Source organism: Flavimobilis soli, assembly GCF_002564025.1.
In the GTDB taxonomy this organism is placed as follows: Bacteria; Actinomycetota; Actinomycetes; order Actinomycetales; family Cellulomonadaceae; genus Flavimobilis; species Flavimobilis soli.
This window is the reverse complement of record NZ_PDJH01000001.1, coordinates 1190954-1208504: the sequence shown is the minus strand read 5'-3', so window position 1 is coordinate 1208504 and position 17551 is coordinate 1190954. Positions and strand designations below refer to the sequence as shown.

Genomic DNA, 17551 nt, shown 5'->3' with positions numbered 1-17551 from the left:
GAGAATGCCTCCCAAGAAGAAGGTCGCAGGCCTGATCAAGCTCCAGATCCAGGCTGGTGCTGCCAACCCTGCGCCGCCGATCGGCCCCGCGCTGGGTCAGCACGGCGTCAACATCATGGAGTTCTGCAAGGCCTACAACGCGGCCACCGAGTCGCAGCGTGGCAACGTGATCCCCGTGGAGATCACGGTCTACGAAGACCGTTCCTTCACGTTCATCACGAAGACCCCGCCGGCCGCCGAGCTCATCAAGAAGGCCGCCGGCGTCGACAAGGGCTCCGCGACCCCGCACACCGCCAAGGTGGCGAAGCTGACGGCCGCCCAGGTCCGCGAGATCGCATCGACGAAGCTCGAGGACCTCAATGCGAACGACCTCGACGCCGCGTCGAAGATCATCGCCGGCACCGCCCGCTCCATGGGCATCACCGTCGAGGGCTGAACGCCCTAGCGTCACCCGCTGCGGCTTGAGGCCGCAGCACCCCAGAACCCCCAGTGGAAGGGTCCGCGCGGACCCGCACCACGACTGCTGAAACAGGAGAAGCAGATGGCAACGCGCAGCAAGGCCTACCGCAAGGCCGCAGAGAAGATCGACCGCGAGCGTCTCTATGCCCCTCTCGAGGCCGTGCGCCTCGCGAAGGAGAACGTCTCGACGAAGTTCGACTCGACCGTCGAGGTGGCCTTCCGCCTCGGTGTCGACCCCCGCAAGGCGGACCAGATGGTCCGTGGCACCGTCAACCTTCCTCACGGCACCGGAAAGACCGCTCGGGTCCTGGTCTTTGCGAACGGTGAGAAGGCAGAGCAGGCCCGTGCGGCCGGCGCTGACGAGGTCGGCGGCGACGAGCTCATCGAGAAGGTGGCCGCTGGCTACACCGACTTCGACGCCGCGGTCGCGACGCCGGACCTCATGGGCAAGGTCGGTCGCCTCGGTAAGGTCCTCGGTCCGCGCGGCCTCATGCCGAACCCGAAGACGGGCACGGTGACCATGGACGTCGCCAAGGCCGTCGAGGACATCAAGGGTGGAAAGATCGAGTTCCGCGTCGACAAGCACGCGAACCTCCACTTCATCATCGGCAAGGCCTCCTTCTCGGAGACGCAGCTCGTCGAGAACTACGGCGCAGCGCTCGAGGAGATCCTCCGTCTGAAGCCGTCCTCCTCGAAGGGCCGCTACATCACGAAGGCCACGCTGACGACGACGAACGGCCCGGGCATCCCGCTCGACCAGTCGCGCACCACGAAGCTCCTCGAGGAGTCCGACGAGGCCTGATCCTCGCCGACACCAGCACCGCCACGAAGGCCGGTCCCCGTACGGGGACCGGCCTTCGTGCGTGAGCAAGGGGTACACCTGGCCGGATGCCGCGGATACGGTGTGTGATGGAGGCCACATCGACTCTTCCCGAAACGTGACGATGTCGATGTATCAGGCCTCACCCCCTGGGCTCCTGTCGGTGTTCAGGCGAACGTACCGAAGGAGCTGGGATGGACGCCGTCGCGGACGATCGAGCACGGGTGGGGGCCCGTGACGACGATCTTGCTGGTCGCGCCTCTGCCGCGCTGACCGCGTACCTCGACGGCGACGCCAGCTCGCTCGAGACGCTCGTCCGGGACGTCACCCCGTTGCTCTGGCACATCGTCAGGGGGCAGGGCGTGGAACCCGAGGAGGCGCAGGACGTCGTGCAGGGGGTCTGGGTGCAGCTGGTCCGCAAGGCCACGAGCATCCGTGACCCCCAGGCGGTGCTGCAGTGGCTCCTCGTGTCCGCGAGACGTGCAGCGTGGCGGACTGTTCGGGGGAGCAGGAAGCTCGCAGAGCTCGACGGTGACGTCTGCACCGAGGGATCGGCGCGTGCCGGGGGCGCGCCGATCCCCGGTGCGTCGGCCGACCCGAGCGAGACGGTCATCCGCGCAGAGCGGGACCGGGCGCTGTGGGACGCCGTCGGCTCCCTGGACGAGAGATGTCAACGGCTGTTGCGTCTCGTGGCGTTCGTGGACCGGCCCGACTACGCGTCGGTCTCCGAGGCGCTCGGGATGCCGGTCGGGAGCATCGGCCCCACGCGGGGTCGCTGCCTGGCCAAGCTCAGGGTCAGGCTTGAATCGGATGGGGGCGTTCGGTCATGACAGAAGCACACGTGGACGAGCTCGCCGACGGCCCCGTCGACGAGGTGGACGTGCAGATCCTGGGACGCCTGCGCAGCGCCCTCGAGGCGAGCGACCCGGTCCCGGCCGACCTCGTCGAGCGCTCTCTCTTCGCGATGACCCTCGCGGCGCTCGACGCCGAGGTGATGAGCCTCCAAGAGCTCGCGTCCCGGGAGGGCGCGATGCGCAGCGACGGCGGCAGCGCCGTCGCCGCACGCACGGTGACGTTCACCGCGAGCGCGCTGAGCATGATGATCACGTTGTCCTCCGACGACGGCGCGGTCCGCGTCGACGGATGGATCTCCCCGCCGCGCGAGCTCGAGGTCGAGCTGCGGCGTGCCGGGAGCGAGCCGCGCACCGTCGTGGCTGACGAGGGCGGACGTTTCGCGTTCCCGCGCGTCGACAAGGGCCTCGTCGGGTTTGTCCTGCACGACGTCGGGTCCGGCTCCGCGACCCTGACGACTCCCATCATCGAGATCTGAAGGAGGCCTCGTGGCCGTACCGCCGCCGAGAGACCAGTCCGTCCCTTACGGTGACAACGACCCGCTGCAGTGGAGGACGCGGTTCCTCGACCCGTCCGGAGCCGACCAGGCGCTCGGCGCCATGCGGATCCAGCCCACCTGGTACGTCAACGACAGGATCATCGTCTCGGGACCCCGCCAGGTCGGCGCGCCCGGGGACGGCGAGGCAGTGCTGCCCGGCCTGGACCTGCTGCGCCGCGTCGCGGCCGAGGAGGGGTACGCCGTCGTGCCCGACGTCCCGGTCGTGGTCGGCGGCGAGAACGACGACCCGCGCGCTCGGGAGCTGCTCGACTCCGTCGACCTAGGCGACGAGACGTACGCGGTGACGCTCGTGCCTGAGCCGGGCCGGGTCGAGTCCCCGCCTGAGGCGTGGGACATCCTCCAGAAGGTCCTGGTCGCGGCGCGCGAGGGCAGCGAACGACCGTCGCGCGACCCGGAGAGCTGGTCGTCGAGGACCGTCTACGGCCTCGAGCACGTTGTGAGCGCGACCCCGTTCACGCAGTCGCACCCGTTCACCCAGTCCCACCCCTTCACGCAGTCGCACCCGTTCACCCAGTCGCACCCGTTCACGCAGTCGCACCCGTTCACCCAGTCGCACCCCTTCACGCAGTCGCACCCGTTCACGCAGTCCCATCCCTTCACGCAGTCCCACCCGGCGTCCGGTCTCGCCGAGTACGCGATGGTCGGGGCCGGCGGGCGCCAGCCCGTCATGTGGGCAGGCCCCGGGCCGCAGCGTCTCCTCCCGGACGGAGACTCGCCGTACCGCGCCGCGGACGGCACCCGCCGTCCCGTCGTCGCGATCCTCGACACCGGGACGGGCGAGCACCCGTGGCTCGGCGACGATGTCGTCGTGCGCGACCCGCACGTGCTCGGCCAGCCGGTCGGCTGCTTCACGCCGCCGTCGGCCCCGATCGAGGACTCCGAGATCGGTGGCATGTCGCTCGCGCCGCTCACCGGCCCCCTCGACCCGGTCGCAGGGCACGGCACGTTCATCGCGGGCCTCGTGCGCCAGACCGCGCCCGACGCAGCGATCCTGTCCTGCCGCGTCTACGGCGGAGCTGGCGTCGTCGCGGAATCGGAACTCCTGCGGTCGTTGCGGAACCTTCTGCGCTTCCACGTCCTCGGCCTCGCCGGCTTCGAGGGCTACGCGCCCGTCGACGTCGTCGCGCTGTCGTTCGGGTACTACCACGAGCGCCCCGAGGACGAGGCGTTCGACGAGCCGTTCGCCCGCGGCCTGCGCGCGCTGCGGCGCTGGGGCGTCGCGGTCGTCGCGTCGTCGGGCAACGACGGCGTCACGCGACCGACCTTCCCAGCCGCGTTCGCCCCGCTCGTCGAGCACGGTCCGGGCGGTCTGCGCGTCGCAGACCCGCGCGAGGTCCCGCCTGCGCTCGCCCCCATGGCGACCGTCGGCGCGCTCAACCCGGACGGCACGACCGCGTTCTTCAGCAACGACGGGCCGTGGGTCACGACGTTGCGCCCCGGCGCCGGCCTCGTGAGCACGGCCCCCGTCACGCTCGACGGGACGTGGCAAGCCACGCGCGAGGCACCGGGCTTCTACGACCCGAACCCGCGCGCGACGATCGACCCCGACGCCTTCCAGGGCGGCTTCGCCGTCTGGAGCGGCACGTCCTTCGCCGGCCCCGTGCTCGCCGGCCAGATCGCGGCGAGCCTGCTCGGCGCCCGCCCCGACGACGTGACCGGCGACCCGGGCGAGGTGGGCACGCGCGCCGGCTCGCAGCGGGACCGCACGTGGACCGCCGTCGGCTCGGTCGTGGGGCTGCAGCCCGCGGCTGACTAGCAAGAACCCTGCCCCGTCGTCGACCTGCGTCGTTACACTGACCGGGCGACGACGGGGCAGCGTGCACCCGTCGCACTGACGTCAGGGGTGCAGGTGCGCAAGCACGACGGCGGAGCCGACCACCTCGCTGCTACCGCGTCCCCCACGGACCGGGCCTGGGCCGCGCTCCGCGAGGGCCTCGCGCTCGCCGACCGAGGGCTGCCGCGAGAAGCCGCCGAGGTGCTCGGCCGCGCCCTCGACGAGCTCGGCGCCGCACCCCCGTCCGCCGACGTGACCCTCGTGCGCGCCCGCCTCCTGCTCGCGCTCGCGATGCCGCAGTTCGAGGTCGACGGTGACGGCGCCGCGTGCGACACCCGGCTCGCGGACGCGCTCGATCTCGCGCGCGCGATCGACGCCGCGTCCGTCGTCGTCGCCGTGCACGGCCAGCGCGCGCTGCACGCGCTGCGCACCGGGAGCCCCGACGAGGCGCTCACCCACTTCGACGCAGCGATCGAGCTCATCGACGAGTCCGAGCCGCGCGACGCCTGCATCCTCCTGCTCAACCGCGGCAGCCTGCACCTCGACCGCGGGGACCTTGCGGCCGCGCGCGCCGACCTCGGCGCGTGCGTCGAGCGCGCGGAGGCGATGGGCGACGCGATGCTCCTGTTCAAGTCGAGCCACAACCTCGGATATGCCGAGTTCCTCACCGGCGACCTCCCGCAGGCCCTCGCCGCGATGGAGCGCGCCGCGGAGACGCACCTGCGCGACGTCGGGCTCGACCTCGCCGCCCTGCCGATCGCCCTCCTCGACCGCGCCCAGGTGCTCTTCGAGGCAGGACTCGTGGGGGAGGCCGACGAGCGGCTCGCTCGCGCCGGCGCTCTCTTCGCGGAGCGCGGGCTCGAGCAGGACCTCGCCGAGGTCGAGGTGCTCCGTGCCCGCTGCGCCCTGCTCAGCGGGCGTCCCGACGACGCGTCCAGGCTCGCGGCGTCGGCGCGTCGACGGTTCGGCGACCGGGGCAACGCGGTCTGGTCCGCGCGCGCACACCTTGCCGAGCTGCAGGCGCGGCTCGGCGCGCTGACCGACCTCGCCGAAGCGCCGCGAGCAGCGCTGCGCGACCTCGCGGCCGAGGCGGAGACGCTGCTCGCGGCGTCCGAGCGCGACGAGTCCGGCCGCGTGACGGCCGACGTCGGCACCCGGGTCCGCCTCGTCGCCGCTGAGGCGCGTGCCGTCGCCGGGGATCGCGCCGCGGCCGCGGCGCTCCTCGAGGGCGCGTCCGCCGCGCGCCGCGACGGACCTGTCGAGGCGCGGGTGCACGGCGCCGTCGTGCAGGCCCTCCTCGACTTCGACGCGGGCGACCGCGCCGCGGGCCAGGCGGTCGTGCGCAGCGCGCAGGCGGTCCTCGGCGAGTTCCGGGCACAGTTCGGCTCGGTCGAGGCGGTCACGGCGAGCGCCGTCCACGGCCGCCGCCTCGCCGACGTCGACCTCGCGGCGGCCTGTCGCACGGGCGACGCGGGGGAGGTCCTCGAGGCGGTCGACCGCGGCCGCGCCGTCTTCGCCGGCCCCGCCCGCGTCAGGCCGCGCGACCCGGACGGGCCGCTCGCGGGCTTGTCCGCCGAGCTGCGGCGTGTGAGCGAGCAGCTGCGGGCCGAGGAGCCGACGGCGACCGTCGAGCGGATCGCCGAGCTGCGCGAGCAGGCCCGCGCGCTGCGTGACCAGGTGCGTGAGCTGTCCTGGCAGGAGGGCGGCGGCGGCCGTGCCCTGCGGCCGTTCACCGCAGCGGAGCTCCGCGAGCGGTTGCGGGAGGCGAGCGACGTCACCCTCGCCCAGTTCGTCGTCGTGCAGGGCAGGCTCCTGGCCGCGCTGCTCTCGGCGGGCAGCGAGCGTCTCGTCGACCTGGGCGACGCCGCCCGTTGGGAGGAGTCGGCGCGGCGCTTGCGCTCGGACCTGCGCATGGTCTCCAACACGCTCGTCCCGGTGCCGCTGCGCGACGTCGCGCGCGCGTCGCTCGAGCGCGAGGCCGCGCTCCTCGACGCCGGGCTGCTCGCGCCGCTCGGCGACGTCGGCACGCTGCGCGTCGTGGGTCCCTCGTGGCTCGTGACCATGCCGTGGGGCGTGCTCCCGTCGCGCCGCGGCCTCGCGACACCCACCGGTCCGGGCGTCGACCTCGCGCTCGACCGCGGCAGTCCCGTGGCGGCGCCGCGCACGACGGCGGTCGCAGGCCCGGCCGTCCCGCTCGCCGCGCAGGAGGTCGCCGCGGTCGCGGCGAGCTACCCGGGCGCCGTGGCGCTCGCCGGGCCCTCCGCGACGTGCGAGGCGACGGCGCGTGCCCTGCGCTCGGACGACGTCGTGCACCTCGCTGTCCACGGCAAGCACGTCGCGGACAACCCGCTCTTCTCGTCGGTGCTCCTCGCGGACGGGCCGCTGTTCGCGTACGAGCTCGACGGCGAGCCGCTCTCGGCAGGGCTCGTCGTGCTGTCCGCGTGCGAGGTCGGCGGCGCGACCGCCGTGCCCGGCGGGCAGTCGCTCGGCCTCGCCGCCGTGCTCCTGCGGCTCGGGGTCAGCTACGTCGTCGCGGCCGTCGAGCCAGTCGCGGACGAGCATGCGCGCGCCGTCATGCCGCGCCTCCACGAGCTCGTCCGAGCGGGCAAGGACCCGGCGAGCGCGCTCGCCCTCGCGGCCGCAGGCGACGACGTGTCCCCGTTCGTGTGCCTGACGTCGGCGGTCGCGTGATCCGTGCCATGCGGCGCCGGGGCGATTTGGCGTATAGACGTCGGGTCAGTTAGTCTCGTCCAGTTACCAAAGACCGCAGGTCGTCAGTCGTGCCCAGGCGCGAATGACCGAAGCTCCGTGAGAACGGGGGCCGGCGCAGGTGCGAACTGTCCGGGCGTCAGCCCGCCGAGAGCCTCGCGTCTGCGCGGGGCTCTTTTCTCTTTCCCGGGGCGGGTGCCAGCGGTACCACCATCGGAAGGATTGCCATGGCGAGGCCGGACAAGGCAGCGGCAGTTGCAGAGCTTGCGGACAGCTTCCGCGAGTCCAGCGCTGTTGTGCTGACCGAGTACCGCGGGCTCACCGTCGCGCAGCTCAAGCAGCTGCGTCGGTCGCTCAGCGGCAACGCAACCTACGCCGTGGTGAAGAACACGCTGACCGCTATCGCGGCCAAGGAGGCCGGCGTCGAGATCGACGACGCCGTGCTCGCCGGGCCCTCGGCTGTCGCCTTCGTGACCGGTGACCCGGTCGAGGCTGCCAAGGGTCTGCGTGACTTCGCCAAGGCGAACCCCCAGCTGGTCATCAAGGCGGGTGTCCTCGACGGACGCGCGCTGACCGCTGAGGACATCACGAAGCTCGCGGACCTCGAGTCCCGCGAGGTTCTCCTGGCCAAGGCAGCTGGCGCCTTCAAGGCGAAGCTGTTCCAGGCGGCCTACCTGTTCACGGCTCCTGCGTCGCAGGCCGTGCGCACCATCGACGCCCTGCGCGAGAAGCAGGCTTCGGCTGCTGCCTGACGTTTCCTCAGGGAACCGTTCGCGCAACCAGCACTCACAACATTTTCTCTGCTTCACGCAGGACAACAGGAAGGAACGCCGATCATGGCGAAGCTCACCACCGCCGAGCTCATCGAGGCTTTCAAGGAGCTCTCCCTCATCGAGCTCTCCGAGTTCGTGAAGGCTTTCGAGGAGACCTTCGAGGTCACCGCTGCTGCTCCGGCCGCCGTTGCCGTCGCCGCCCCCGCCGCGGGTGGCGCTGCTGCCGACGCCGAGGATGAGAAGGACGAGTTCGACGTCATCCTCGCCGCTGCCGGTGACAAGAAGATCCAGGTCATCAAGGAGGTGCGCGCCCTCACGAGCCTCGGCCTGAAGGAGGCCAAGGACCTCGTTGACGGCGCCCCGAAGCCGGTTCTCGAGGGTGTCGCGAAGGACAAGGCTGAGGCCGCCAAGGCTGCCCTCGAGGGCGCTGGCGCGACCGTCGAGCTCAAGTGATCCCCGCCCTCCGGGGCTGATCGCTGACGAGGCCCGCACCACTTCGGTGGTGCGGGCCTCGTCGTGTCTGTGCTTCCACCGCCCGGTTGCCGGGCCTCTGAGGCCCCGATATTGTCGCGGGGCGATCCGCGGCAGCTCAGGGGTGCCGCGCTCAACACCACGAGGGAAGCTCACGTGGATCATTATCGATGGAGGCGCGCTGCTGCGGCGCTGGCGATGGCGGCTCTGCTCGGCGCCTGTTCTGGCGGTGGCAGCTCGACGCCGTCCGCGACGTCGACGGGCGAGGGTGACGCGACGGCAGCGCCGTCCAGCGTCGAGGCGACTGCGGCTCCCTCGAACGACGGCGAGGCGGGCGGCTGGTGCGCCCCTGGCGCGCGCGCAGAGGGCGACTACACGCTGACATTCGGTGAGATGGGAGCTGCGACGGACGAGTGGTCGCAGCACATGGGCCGCACCTGGCGGCACTACCTGCCCTTCACGTTCACCAACACGATGGACGTTCGATGCGTCTTCGGGCTGACGGTAGATCTTGCGGTCGACGGCGAGAGCGGGAGGGCGACGGACGGCTTCTCCGTCCCGCTGCTGCCGGGACAGTCCTTCTCTGGGCAGATGTTCGACCTCGATGGTGTGCTCGGGCTCCCCGATGCTGAGGTGGTGAACACCTCCGCGGTACTCGCTCCGTCCGTGACGAAGGCCACCAGCGGGCGTTACTTCGGTGACTACTACGACCTGACCTTCGAGGTCGGGGAGCGCGACGGTGTCGGTTCCGAGACTGTGGTCCCTGTCGTTGTGACCACGACGGGCGTTGGGGCTGGTATGCCGGATCGGTTGTTCTCTGCACGCGACGACCGTTTCGCACTGCTCGGACTCGACGCGCAGGGCAACGTGATCACCGTGGCCCACAACCTGCAGGAGGCGCTCCCGGTGCCGGGTGAGTCGACCATCTGGTTCGCCCTCGCCGGGGGTGGCGCGAGCGGCTATGAGCGCGAACTGATGCCAATGTCGACGTACGACTCGGTCGTGAGCTGGACGTTCGTCGCCTACCCGTACTTCACCGACCTGGACAAGTAGCGGCGCCGGAGCGGACCGGGAGTCAGCGGTTGAAGAAGTACACGACCGCTGCGAGCCCGACGACGACCAGGGCGAGCTTTCCCAGCCATGTGAGGAGGAGCCGCGCGAGCTTGCCGCCGTCGACCGGGAACTCGCCCGCCACCTCGCCCGTGCGGCCGTCGACGAGCACCTGCCACGTCTTGCCCGCAGCGATGTACGTGAGGACCCACAGGGGAGCGAGGATGAGCGCGAACCGCACGTCCGAGTAGCCGGTGAGCGCCGAGCGCACCTCCGTCCGGTCACCGCCGATGTGGTCGCGGACGTCTTTCGGGATGCGCTTCTTCTCGGCCGCTCGACGCACCTCCTCGAACGCGGAGGCAGGGTCGCGGTCGTAGCGCGTCGCCGTGTGCCCGGCGAGGTACTCGGGCTGGAACGGGACGGTCCCCTCGAGGCTGAGGTTCCGCACGAGCCGGTCTTGGACCACGGAGACCTTGCGACCCTCGACGACCTGGCTGTCGATCCGGGTCGTCACCGTGCCGGCAGCGTCCTGCCACTCGGTGTGCATCTCCACGCGGTCGTCGGGGAGCCTGACCGGCTTGCGGTCCCCACGCCGTCCCTCGTACGTGGTGGTCGCCGTCGCGGAGAAGCTCCACACCGGCAGGTACGTGCTCGTGAATGACTCTGCCGCGTTGATCGTCGTGAGCTCGTCGATGCCGAGGCGGTGGCTCGTGACCCAGGCGGTGAAGGCGTCGGTCGCCTGGCGCCGGTCGAGCAGGAACGGCAGCACGCCGGACGGTGGCACGACACCGTCGGGCGACGTGACCTGCACGAGGTGCCCGCGGCAGAACTGGCACACGCTCGCGAGCTCGGCCATCTCGGTTGTCGCGTGGCAGCCCTCGCATCTCATGACGACCCCGCCGAGGCTGGCGACCTGACGCCCGGTGTTGCCGTGCACCCAGTCGTCATAGGGCTGCTCGACGAGGGTGGCGCCGGTCCGCTCGAGGATCGCAGTGCGTGCACCGCACGCGGTGCACGCGAGCGACTTCGTGCCCGGCTCGTGACGTTGCTGGGACCCGCACGCGGGGCAGGCGAGCATGAGGGCCTCGCGGTCGCTGCCGCCCGGGGTGACGGTCATCAGGAGAACAGCTTCATGGCGAGCAGGACGCCGCCGACGACGACGGCGAACATCGCGGCCGTCGTGACGAACATCTTGAACCGGTTGACGGGCACCTTGCCGTAGACGGAACCCGTGCGACCACTGATCAGGATGGGCCACCGCTTCCCGCCGAAGACGAACGTCGCCATCCAGACAGGGACGAGGACGAGCCGGAACGAGACGTCGGAGTACGCCGTCTGGATGTTCTCGATCTTCTGGTGGTCGCCCCCGATCGCGCTGTTGACGCGGCCGCGGATCTGGTTGACGATCTTGCTCTTGGCGCTCTCGACCGCGTTCGCAGGGTCGATGTCGTAGCGTGCCGTCGAGAAGCCGGCGAGGTACTCGGGGCGGTACGCGACGAAGTCCTTCATCTTGAGCCCGCCGATCGCCACGGCGAGGTTGAGGTCGACCTCCTTGCCCGGCACGAAGGTGTCCTCGTACGTTCCCGACACGCTGCCTGACCGCGGGTACCAGTGCGTGACGGTCTCCTTGACGCCGTTGGAGCGTTCCTCCTCGTGGTCGACCCCACGCTGACCCTCGAAGTACGACTCGGTCGTCGCGCTGACGCTCCAGTAGGGGAGGTAGGTCCCGACGAGCGACTCTTCCGCGTTGATGTTCTTGAGGGCCTTGACCCCGAAGAACTGGTGGTTGATCCACGCGCGGAACTTCTCGCGTGCAGCCGCAGGGGTGACTGCGAAGGGAAGCACGGCGTCGGGAGCAACCATGCCGGGGGCGCCGGTGAGCGCGACGAGGTGCGATGCGCAGAACTGGCACGTCGTGGACATCGAGTCGTTCTCGGTGACGGCCCCGCACCCCTCGCACCGCATGGTGACCGAGGTGCCCCCCACACGGGCGGCATCCTGGGTCGCCCAGCTGTCGTAGGCCTGGCCGGTGCCCGTGCTCGCGGCGCCCTGGGTGAACGTCACCTCGGTGCCGCAGCTTCCGCATCGCATCGAGGCGGTTCCGGGGACGTACGCGAGCTGGGCGCTGCACGCGGGGCAGCGCGTCGTGAGGTGGCCCGTCGGCTCGCGGCTGGCGTCGTGAGAGGTCATGATCCTGGCTCCTGGTGAGGTTGTGCGGACAGGTGCGCCCGACGGGCTGGCGCTTCGGATGAGGGCGGGGGCGTCCTCAGACTCCCATGGAGACGAACATCGGGACGATCACGAGGATGAGGATCCCGGCGAACATCAGCAGCATGGGCATGAGGAGCTTCGCGCCCGCCTTGTTGCTCTGGCGCTGGACGATTGCGAGCCCGACGACGACCAGGGCGAGCTTCCCCAGGCACGTCAGCAGGAGCCGTGCGAGCTTGCCGCCGCCAACCGGGAACTCGCCTGACACTCGGTGTGCAGCTCGACGCGGTCGCCAGGGAGAAGGACAGGCTCGCGGTCCCCGCGCCGTCCCTCGTACGTGGTGGTTGCCGTCGCGGAGAAGCTCCACAGCGGCAGGTACGTGCTCGTGAAGGACTCTGCCGCGTTGATGGTCGTGAGCTCGTCGATGCTGAGGTGGTGGCTCGTGACCCAAGCGGATGCTCGACGAGTGCGGCGCTGCTCTGCGCGTAGACCGCGGTGCCAGCCCCGGAGGCGGTGCACGTCAGCGTGGACGTGCCAGGTGCGTAGCGCTGCTGTGACTCGCAGGTCGGGCACGCGAGAGCCAACGCTCCCGGGAAGCTGTCGTCAGTGCTCATCGTCTCGCTCTCCTCCGGTGGTCGTTTCACCGCTGGGCTGGTCGCCGGGCGCTGTGCTGGTCGTCGTGCGGGTGCTGGTCAGAACCCGATGCCGGTGAACATCGGGACGAGGACCATGAGCAGGATGCCGCCGAACATCAGCATCATCGGCATGAGCAGCTTCGTGCCCGCCTTGTTGGACTGGCGCTGGACGATCTGCTTCTTGGCCTGCCACGCCTCCGAGCTCTGCAGGGTCAGCATCGCGGGCAGGTCGGCGCCGCCGCGCTGGATGCTCTGGACGAGCAGGGCTGCGAGCTTCTTGACCTCGGGAAGCGTGCTGCGCGCGCCGAACTCCTGGATCGCGACGATGTCAGACTCGCCGTTCTCCATCTGCTCGACCGAGCGACGCATCTCGGCGTAGATCGCGGAGTCGCCGCCGCGGCTGGTCTGGAACCATGCCTCACGCAGGATGAGCCCTGCGCTCGTCAGGAGGGCGAGCGTCGAGACGACCTCGCTGAAGTCGCGGATCATCTCGGCGTTGCGCTCGCGCACCTGCGTCTTGAGCCGCTCCGAGAAGTAGTAGGCGGCGAGGAAGGCGCAGACGAGGAGCAGGCCGAGGATCTGGACGTCGTTGGTCAGGCCGTAGATCCCGATCGCGACGATCGTGCCCGTGAGGGCCGTGACGACCTGCTGGGCGCGCACGGTCCGAAGGTAGAACTCCGCATAGCGCGCGCCGAAGATGATCTCCATGAGCTGGCGCAGCTGGACGTCCGGTCGCGTGCGGTAGCCGTAGCCGACGCGCTCGAGGAGCTCGTACCCGATCGGGTAGAGCTCGCGGAACGGGTAGGCCTTCGGATCGAGCCCCTCGAACAGGTGGGCATGACGTCGGCCGGTGACGAACAGCGTGATCCACAGGGCCAGCAGGACGGTGCCGGTCCCCATGACGACGATCTGGGTCGGGGTGAGGATCATCGGCTCAGATCCTGATCGTCATGATGCGGCGGGCGAGGGCGAAGGCACCGATGAACATCGCCACGGCCACGGCGGTGCACAGGACGCCCACCGGGGAGCGCAGGCCTTCCGCGAAGGTGCCACCGCCGCTCTTGAGGAGCGCGACGAGGATCACCGGGATGACCACCATGATGAAGGCCTCGTTCTTGCTGGCGGCGAGGCCCGTTTCGATGTCAGCACCGATCTGCATCTTCTCGGAGAGGACCTGGTGGCAGTTCGTCACCGCCAGCTTCATGTCCGCACCCCTGAGGTAGGCGATCTTGAAGACGTTCGCGAACGACTCGATGTCCGGGTGCGCGCTGCGCTCGCCGAGGTCGTGCAGCATGTCCTCGATCCGGATGTTGTTGTGGAACCCCGCGATGAGGAGGTTGAGCTCCTGGACGATCGGCGCGTTGGGGGAGTGCTGCCGCTCGAGGTCGTCGCGGGCGAGCTGGAACCCCTGGATGACCGTGCCGCCCGCGCTGAGCGAGCCGACCAGGCTGTCGAGCATGTCCCGGAACTGGGTCTGCAGCACCTGGAGCTTTGCCCGTCGCAGCTGCTCCGCGCGGATACGGAGGAACGCCCGCGCGCCGAAGAACGCGGGCACCACGATCACGATCGCGTCGAGGACGTGCGTCGCCGTCGTCGGCTCGCCGTCGACCTGGGCGAGGCCGCCGAAGAACAGGTAGCCCACGAAGCCCGCGACCACCGCGGCGAGCGCCGCGTAGGCAAGGCGCTCGACGAACGAGAAGTGGTAGACGCCGTAGTCGTACGCGGGCACGTTGATGAGGGACGGCCGGTACTGCGGCCGGCGGGGTTGCTTCGTTGCCATGGTCCTCGTCTCAGATGTCCGTCTGGAAGCCGGCCAGGCGCAGCTTGGCAGACCCGTGGAACTCGTTGTCGGTGCGCTCGAGGCGCCCGGAGACGCTCTGCTGGGTGCTGGAGGCGTCCTCGCGGAACTCGAACAGCGGGTTGAGCACGACGTGCCCGTCCTCGTAGCCGAGGACCTCGCTGATCTCCATCGTGCGGCGCGAGTGGTCGCGCAGCCGCGACAGGTGGATCACGATGTCGAGCGCCGACGCGATCTGCTGGCGGATGGCCTCGAGCGGGAGGGTGGCGGACGCCTGCAGGACCATCGTCTCGAGGCGGCTGAGCATGTCGGCGGTCGAGTTCGCGTGGCCGGTCGAGAGCGACCCGTCGTGACCCGTGTTCATCGCCTGGAGCATGTCGAGCGCCTCGGCGCCACGGACCTCGCCGACGACGATCCGCTCGGGCCGCATGCGGAGCGAGGATCGGATCAGGTCGCGGATCGTGATCTCGCCGGTGCCCGCGACGTTCGCGTTGCGGGTCTCGAGCCGCACGAGGTTGGTGACGTTGTCGATCTGGAGCTCGGCCGAGTCCTCGATCGTGATGATGCGCTCGTCGGCGCCGATGAAGTTGCTCAGCGCGTTGAGGAAGGTCGTCTTCCCGGAGCCGGTCCCGCCGGAGATGAAGATGTTGTAGCGCGCCCGGACGAGCAGCCGCAGGAAGTCCGCGACCTCCTCGGTGATCGACCCGTAGCCGATGAGCCGTCTGATGGTCATCGGGTCCCGCGAGAACTTTCGGATCGTCACGGTAGGGCCGTCGAGCGCGACGGGAGGGAGCACCACGTTGACGCGGGAGCCGTCCGCCAGACGGGTGTCGACGATGGGGTTGGCCTGGTTCACCTCCCGGCCGGCGAGTCCCACGATGCGCTGGATGATGTCCTCGAGGCGGCGGGCGCTCTCGAAGCCGCCGGGTATGCGTTCGACGCGCCCGTACCGCTCGACGAAGACGTTGTCGGGCCCGTTGACCATCACCTCGGTCACGGACTCGTCCGTCAGGAGGCTGTCGAGGAGCCCGAGGCCGCGGATCGAGCCGTAGACCTGCTGGACGACGGTCACCTTGTCGGTGATCGAGAGGTACCGGTCGGCGGTCCGGGACTCGAGCAGCTGTCGGATGTGCTCCTCGAGCGCGTCGTCGTCCAGCCGGACGAGCTCGGGGTCGAGGAGCACCTGGGCACGCAGCTGGTCCGCGATCGTGCGCAGCTCGTCGTTCGTCATGCGGAGACGGCCGTGACGAGCGGGCCGAGGGCGCCCGACGCGTACGCGTGCTCGAGCACCTCGTTCTCGCTGGCACCCTCGAACCGCGAGACGACCGCGACGGGCGGCAGCGGGCTCTCACCGTCGATCTCCGAGCGCGTCGCGCTCGCGCGGTTGTAGACGACGACGGAGCGGGCCAGCACGCTCGTCTCGTGCTCCTGGTCGACACGCTCGAGGAGACGCGCGGCGTGGCGGACCTTGAGGTTCGCCGTCGGCCGGCCGTCGGTCACGAGGACGAGGCGGCTCGAGCGCTCGACATGCGCCCACAGGCGTCGGGCGGCCTCGAAGCCGACGTCGAGGACGACGATGTCGAACGACTCGGACGGCAGGAGCGCGTCGAGCAGGACGGCGACGTCGTCGGCGTCCAGGTCGAGGACGTCAGCTGGGTCGTTCGGCGTCGGGAAGAAGTGGACGCCGTAGGCGTCCTGCTTCACGAGGGTGGCGAGCTGGAGCTGGAGGTTGCCGCGTCGTCGCTTGACGGCGTAGACGACGTCGCTGAACGTGGGCCCGTCCCCCGCGGGGACGCCGACGACGTGCGACACCTCCGCGGTCGCGGAGAGGTCGACGTACAGGACCCGTCGGCCGTCGCCCGCCATCGCGAGCGTCCGCGCGAGCGTGAGAGCGACCGTCGACGTCCCGACGCCGCCCGCCGGCGACGTCACCGTGACGAGCTGGGTGGAACCGATGCTGTGGCTGCGGCGGAGCTCGACCGAGGCCTCTGCCGTGTCCATGAGCTGGACGACGTTCCGGAACAGCTCGTCGAGGCGGGTGAAACGCGGCACGGCCGCGACGCCGTCGACGGTCGCGACCGCAGGGGAGTCGACGAGCCATCCCAGCGAGCAGCGCGGAGGGAGCATGTCCGCCGTCACGCCCATCGCGGCATCGGCGAGGAACACGTGTGCGCGGACCTCGGGCGCGAACCGGAGCGCCTGCTCGCGGGACGTGAAGCCGTGCACGTCGATCCGCCCGGGATAGGCGTTCATCAGGCGGGGGGCGAGACGTTCGAGGTAGTCCTGATCCGGATCGAGCACGACCAGCTGGATGCGCATGTGTCCTGTCCCTGGGGTGGCGGTAAGGGCGACGCTCAAGTCGCGGCGCAAGCCTAGCGGCAGGGCTCCCGCCGCGCCTGGGGAGCTGCGGACACGCCCCTGACCGGGCGGATTGCCGTTCCGATTGCGAGGTCCTCCGCTTGCCGATACCGTCGCGTCTGCCTGCCATCCTGGGCAGTCGATTCGAAAGGTTCCTCTGTGACGACCGAGATGACGAAGAGCCGGTTGTGCCGCGGCGTCATGGCGGGCAGCGTGCTCGTCTTGCTGCTCGCGGGCTGCAGCGACGACCCTGAGACCCCGGCCCCCGGGACGACTGGAGCGTCGTCGACGACGACCGACCCGGCCGAGACCCCGCAAGGCCCCGCGCTCTGCGCGGAGGAGACGGTGGCGGACCCGGCGAGCTTCGCGACCGCGGGCGAGATCGTCGCGGTGCAGGACGAGATGAGCGAGGCTGCCGGCACGAGCTGGCGGCGCTACGTCCCGGTGACCGTCACGAACCCCGGGACCGCGACCTGCCGCGTGAAGGCGTTCGTGACCGTCGAGGGTGACGGCGGCGCCTACGAGGTGGACACCGCGGACGTCGTCCTCGAGCCCGGAGCCACGGCGAACGTCCAGCTGTTCAACCTCGACGATGTCGTCGAGTTCGACGGGGACACCGAGGGTGGGCAGCCGGTCGAGCAGCTCACGATCGCCGTTCAGGAGGTCGCCACCTGGCCGGTGTACGACTACTACGACGCCGACGTCGAGTTCGGGGCGGTCTCGGGTGAGGGCGCCGACGCCGTGCTCCCGGTGACCATCACGAAGAAGGCCGTCCGAGACGGCGTCCCGGCACCGTACGGGCTCACCCCGCAGGACGACGTGTACATCCAGGGGGTCGACGCGTCCGGAGCAGTCGTCGCGCACTTCTCTGCGTGGGCCCTCGAGGCGATCGAGGTCGGCGAGACCACCACGTACGAGATCCCCGCCACCATCGCGGCTCGGTATGACTACGAGAAGGACCCCGAGTTCCCCTCCTACGCCTACCAGGGGCTCAGCGCGACGGAGGACGTCGCCGAGTACCGCGTGGTGAGGTTCGAACCCGCGTTCCTCGAGGACTGACCACAGATCTCGCCGCCACCCGCCAA

Annotated in this window: 17 protein-coding genes; 10 read left to right on the top strand and 7 right to left on the bottom strand. The window is 70.4% G+C overall.

Annotated elements, in window-relative coordinates; genetic code table 11:
* The first annotated feature begins 4 nt into the window (after positions 1 to 4).
* The 9 genes from rplK to ATL41_RS05500 all read left to right on the top strand — a co-directional run bounded on the left by rplK (position 5) and on the right by ATL41_RS05500 (position 9470).
* Positions 5 to 436: a 50S ribosomal protein L11 gene (rplK, locus tag ATL41_RS05540; RefSeq protein WP_098457592.1), complete on the top strand. Its 432-nt coding sequence runs from the start codon at positions 5 to 7 to the stop codon at positions 434 to 436.
* Between the two features lie 105 nt (positions 437 to 541).
* The gene (rplA, locus tag ATL41_RS05535) at positions 542 to 1261 is read left to right on the top strand and encodes a 50S ribosomal protein L1 (protein ID WP_098457591.1); all 720 of its coding nucleotides are present in this window, start codon (positions 542 to 544) and stop codon (positions 1259 to 1261) included.
* 212 nt (positions 1262 to 1473) lie between these two features.
* A complete protein-coding gene (locus ATL41_RS05530; RefSeq protein WP_098457590.1) occupies positions 1474 to 2109 on the top strand; it encodes an RNA polymerase sigma factor in 636 nt (211 codons plus the stop codon).
* On the top strand, positions 2106 to 2609 hold the full coding sequence (locus ATL41_RS05525; protein WP_143556581.1) for a hypothetical protein: 504 nt from the start codon (positions 2106 to 2108) through the stop codon (positions 2607 to 2609). The genes ATL41_RS05530 and ATL41_RS05525 overlap by 4 nt, the downstream gene beginning before the upstream one ends.
* 10 nt (positions 2610 to 2619) lie before the next feature.
* Complete coding sequence (locus tag ATL41_RS05520) at positions 2620 to 4446, top strand: S8 family peptidase (protein WP_098457588.1); 1827 nt, start codon at positions 2620 to 2622, stop codon at positions 4444 to 4446.
* A gap of 93 nt (positions 4447 to 4539) precedes the next feature.
* A complete protein-coding gene (locus ATL41_RS05515; protein WP_143556580.1) occupies positions 4540 to 7155 on the top strand; it encodes a CHAT domain-containing protein in 2616 nt (871 codons plus the stop codon).
* Between the two features lie 245 nt (positions 7156 to 7400).
* The gene (gene rplJ, locus ATL41_RS05510) at positions 7401 to 7925 is read left to right on the top strand and encodes a 50S ribosomal protein L10 (protein ID WP_098457586.1); all 525 of its coding nucleotides are present in this window, start codon (positions 7401 to 7403) and stop codon (positions 7923 to 7925) included.
* 84 nt (positions 7926 to 8009) lie between these two features.
* The gene (rplL, locus tag ATL41_RS05505; RefSeq protein ID WP_098457585.1) at positions 8010 to 8399 is read left to right on the top strand and encodes a 50S ribosomal protein L7/L12; all 390 of its coding nucleotides are present in this window, start codon (positions 8010 to 8012) and stop codon (positions 8397 to 8399) included.
* A 216-nt stretch (positions 8400 to 8615) separates the two neighbouring features.
* Positions 8616 to 9470: a hypothetical protein gene (locus ATL41_RS05500; protein ID WP_098457584.1), complete on the top strand. Its 855-nt coding sequence runs from the start codon at positions 8616 to 8618 to the stop codon at positions 9468 to 9470.
* 22 nt (positions 9471 to 9492) lie between these two features.
* Here ATL41_RS05500 and ATL41_RS05495 read toward each other — a convergent pair whose 3' ends face one another.
* The 7 genes from ATL41_RS05495 to ATL41_RS05465 form a co-directional block, all read right to left on the bottom strand.
* Positions 9493 to 10584 (bottom strand): TFIIB-type zinc ribbon-containing protein, encoded by a 1092-nt coding sequence (locus tag ATL41_RS05495; protein WP_098457583.1) that lies wholly within the window; start codon positions 10582 to 10584, stop codon positions 9493 to 9495.
* Positions 10584 to 11657, bottom strand: a complete 1074-nt coding sequence (locus ATL41_RS05490) for a TFIIB-type zinc ribbon-containing protein (protein ID WP_098457582.1) — start codon at positions 11655 to 11657, stop codon at positions 10584 to 10586. Before ATL41_RS05490 ends, ATL41_RS05495 begins: the two co-directional genes overlap by 1 nt.
* Positions 11658 to 11733: 76 nt before the next feature.
* A complete protein-coding gene (locus tag ATL41_RS05485; RefSeq protein ID WP_098457581.1) occupies positions 11734 to 11943 on the bottom strand; it encodes a hypothetical protein in 210 nt (69 codons plus the stop codon).
* Positions 11944 to 12367: 424 nt separating this feature from the next.
* Entirely contained in the window at positions 12368 to 13240 is an 873-nt protein-coding gene (locus tag ATL41_RS05480; RefSeq protein WP_098457580.1) for a type II secretion system F family protein, read from the bottom strand.
* Between the two features lie 4 nt (positions 13241 to 13244).
* Positions 13245 to 14090 (bottom strand): type II secretion system F family protein, encoded by an 846-nt coding sequence (locus ATL41_RS05475; protein WP_098457579.1) that lies wholly within the window; start codon positions 14088 to 14090, stop codon positions 13245 to 13247.
* 10 nt (positions 14091 to 14100) lie between these two features.
* On the bottom strand, positions 14101 to 15339 hold the full coding sequence (locus tag ATL41_RS05470; protein ID WP_098457578.1) for a TadA family conjugal transfer-associated ATPase: 1239 nt from the start codon (positions 15337 to 15339) through the stop codon (positions 14101 to 14103).
* Complete coding sequence (locus tag ATL41_RS05465; protein ID WP_098457577.1) at positions 15336 to 16427, bottom strand: nucleotide-binding protein; 1092 nt, start codon at positions 16425 to 16427, stop codon at positions 15336 to 15338. The genes ATL41_RS05470 and ATL41_RS05465 overlap by 4 nt, the downstream gene beginning before the upstream one ends.
* Before the next feature lie 198 nt (positions 16428 to 16625).
* On the opposite strand from ATL41_RS05465, the gene ATL41_RS05460 reads away from it, so the two are divergent.
* A complete protein-coding gene (locus ATL41_RS05460; protein ID WP_098457576.1) occupies positions 16626 to 17525 on the top strand; it encodes a DUF4232 domain-containing protein in 900 nt (299 codons plus the stop codon).
* Positions 17526 to 17551 lie beyond the last annotated feature (26 nt).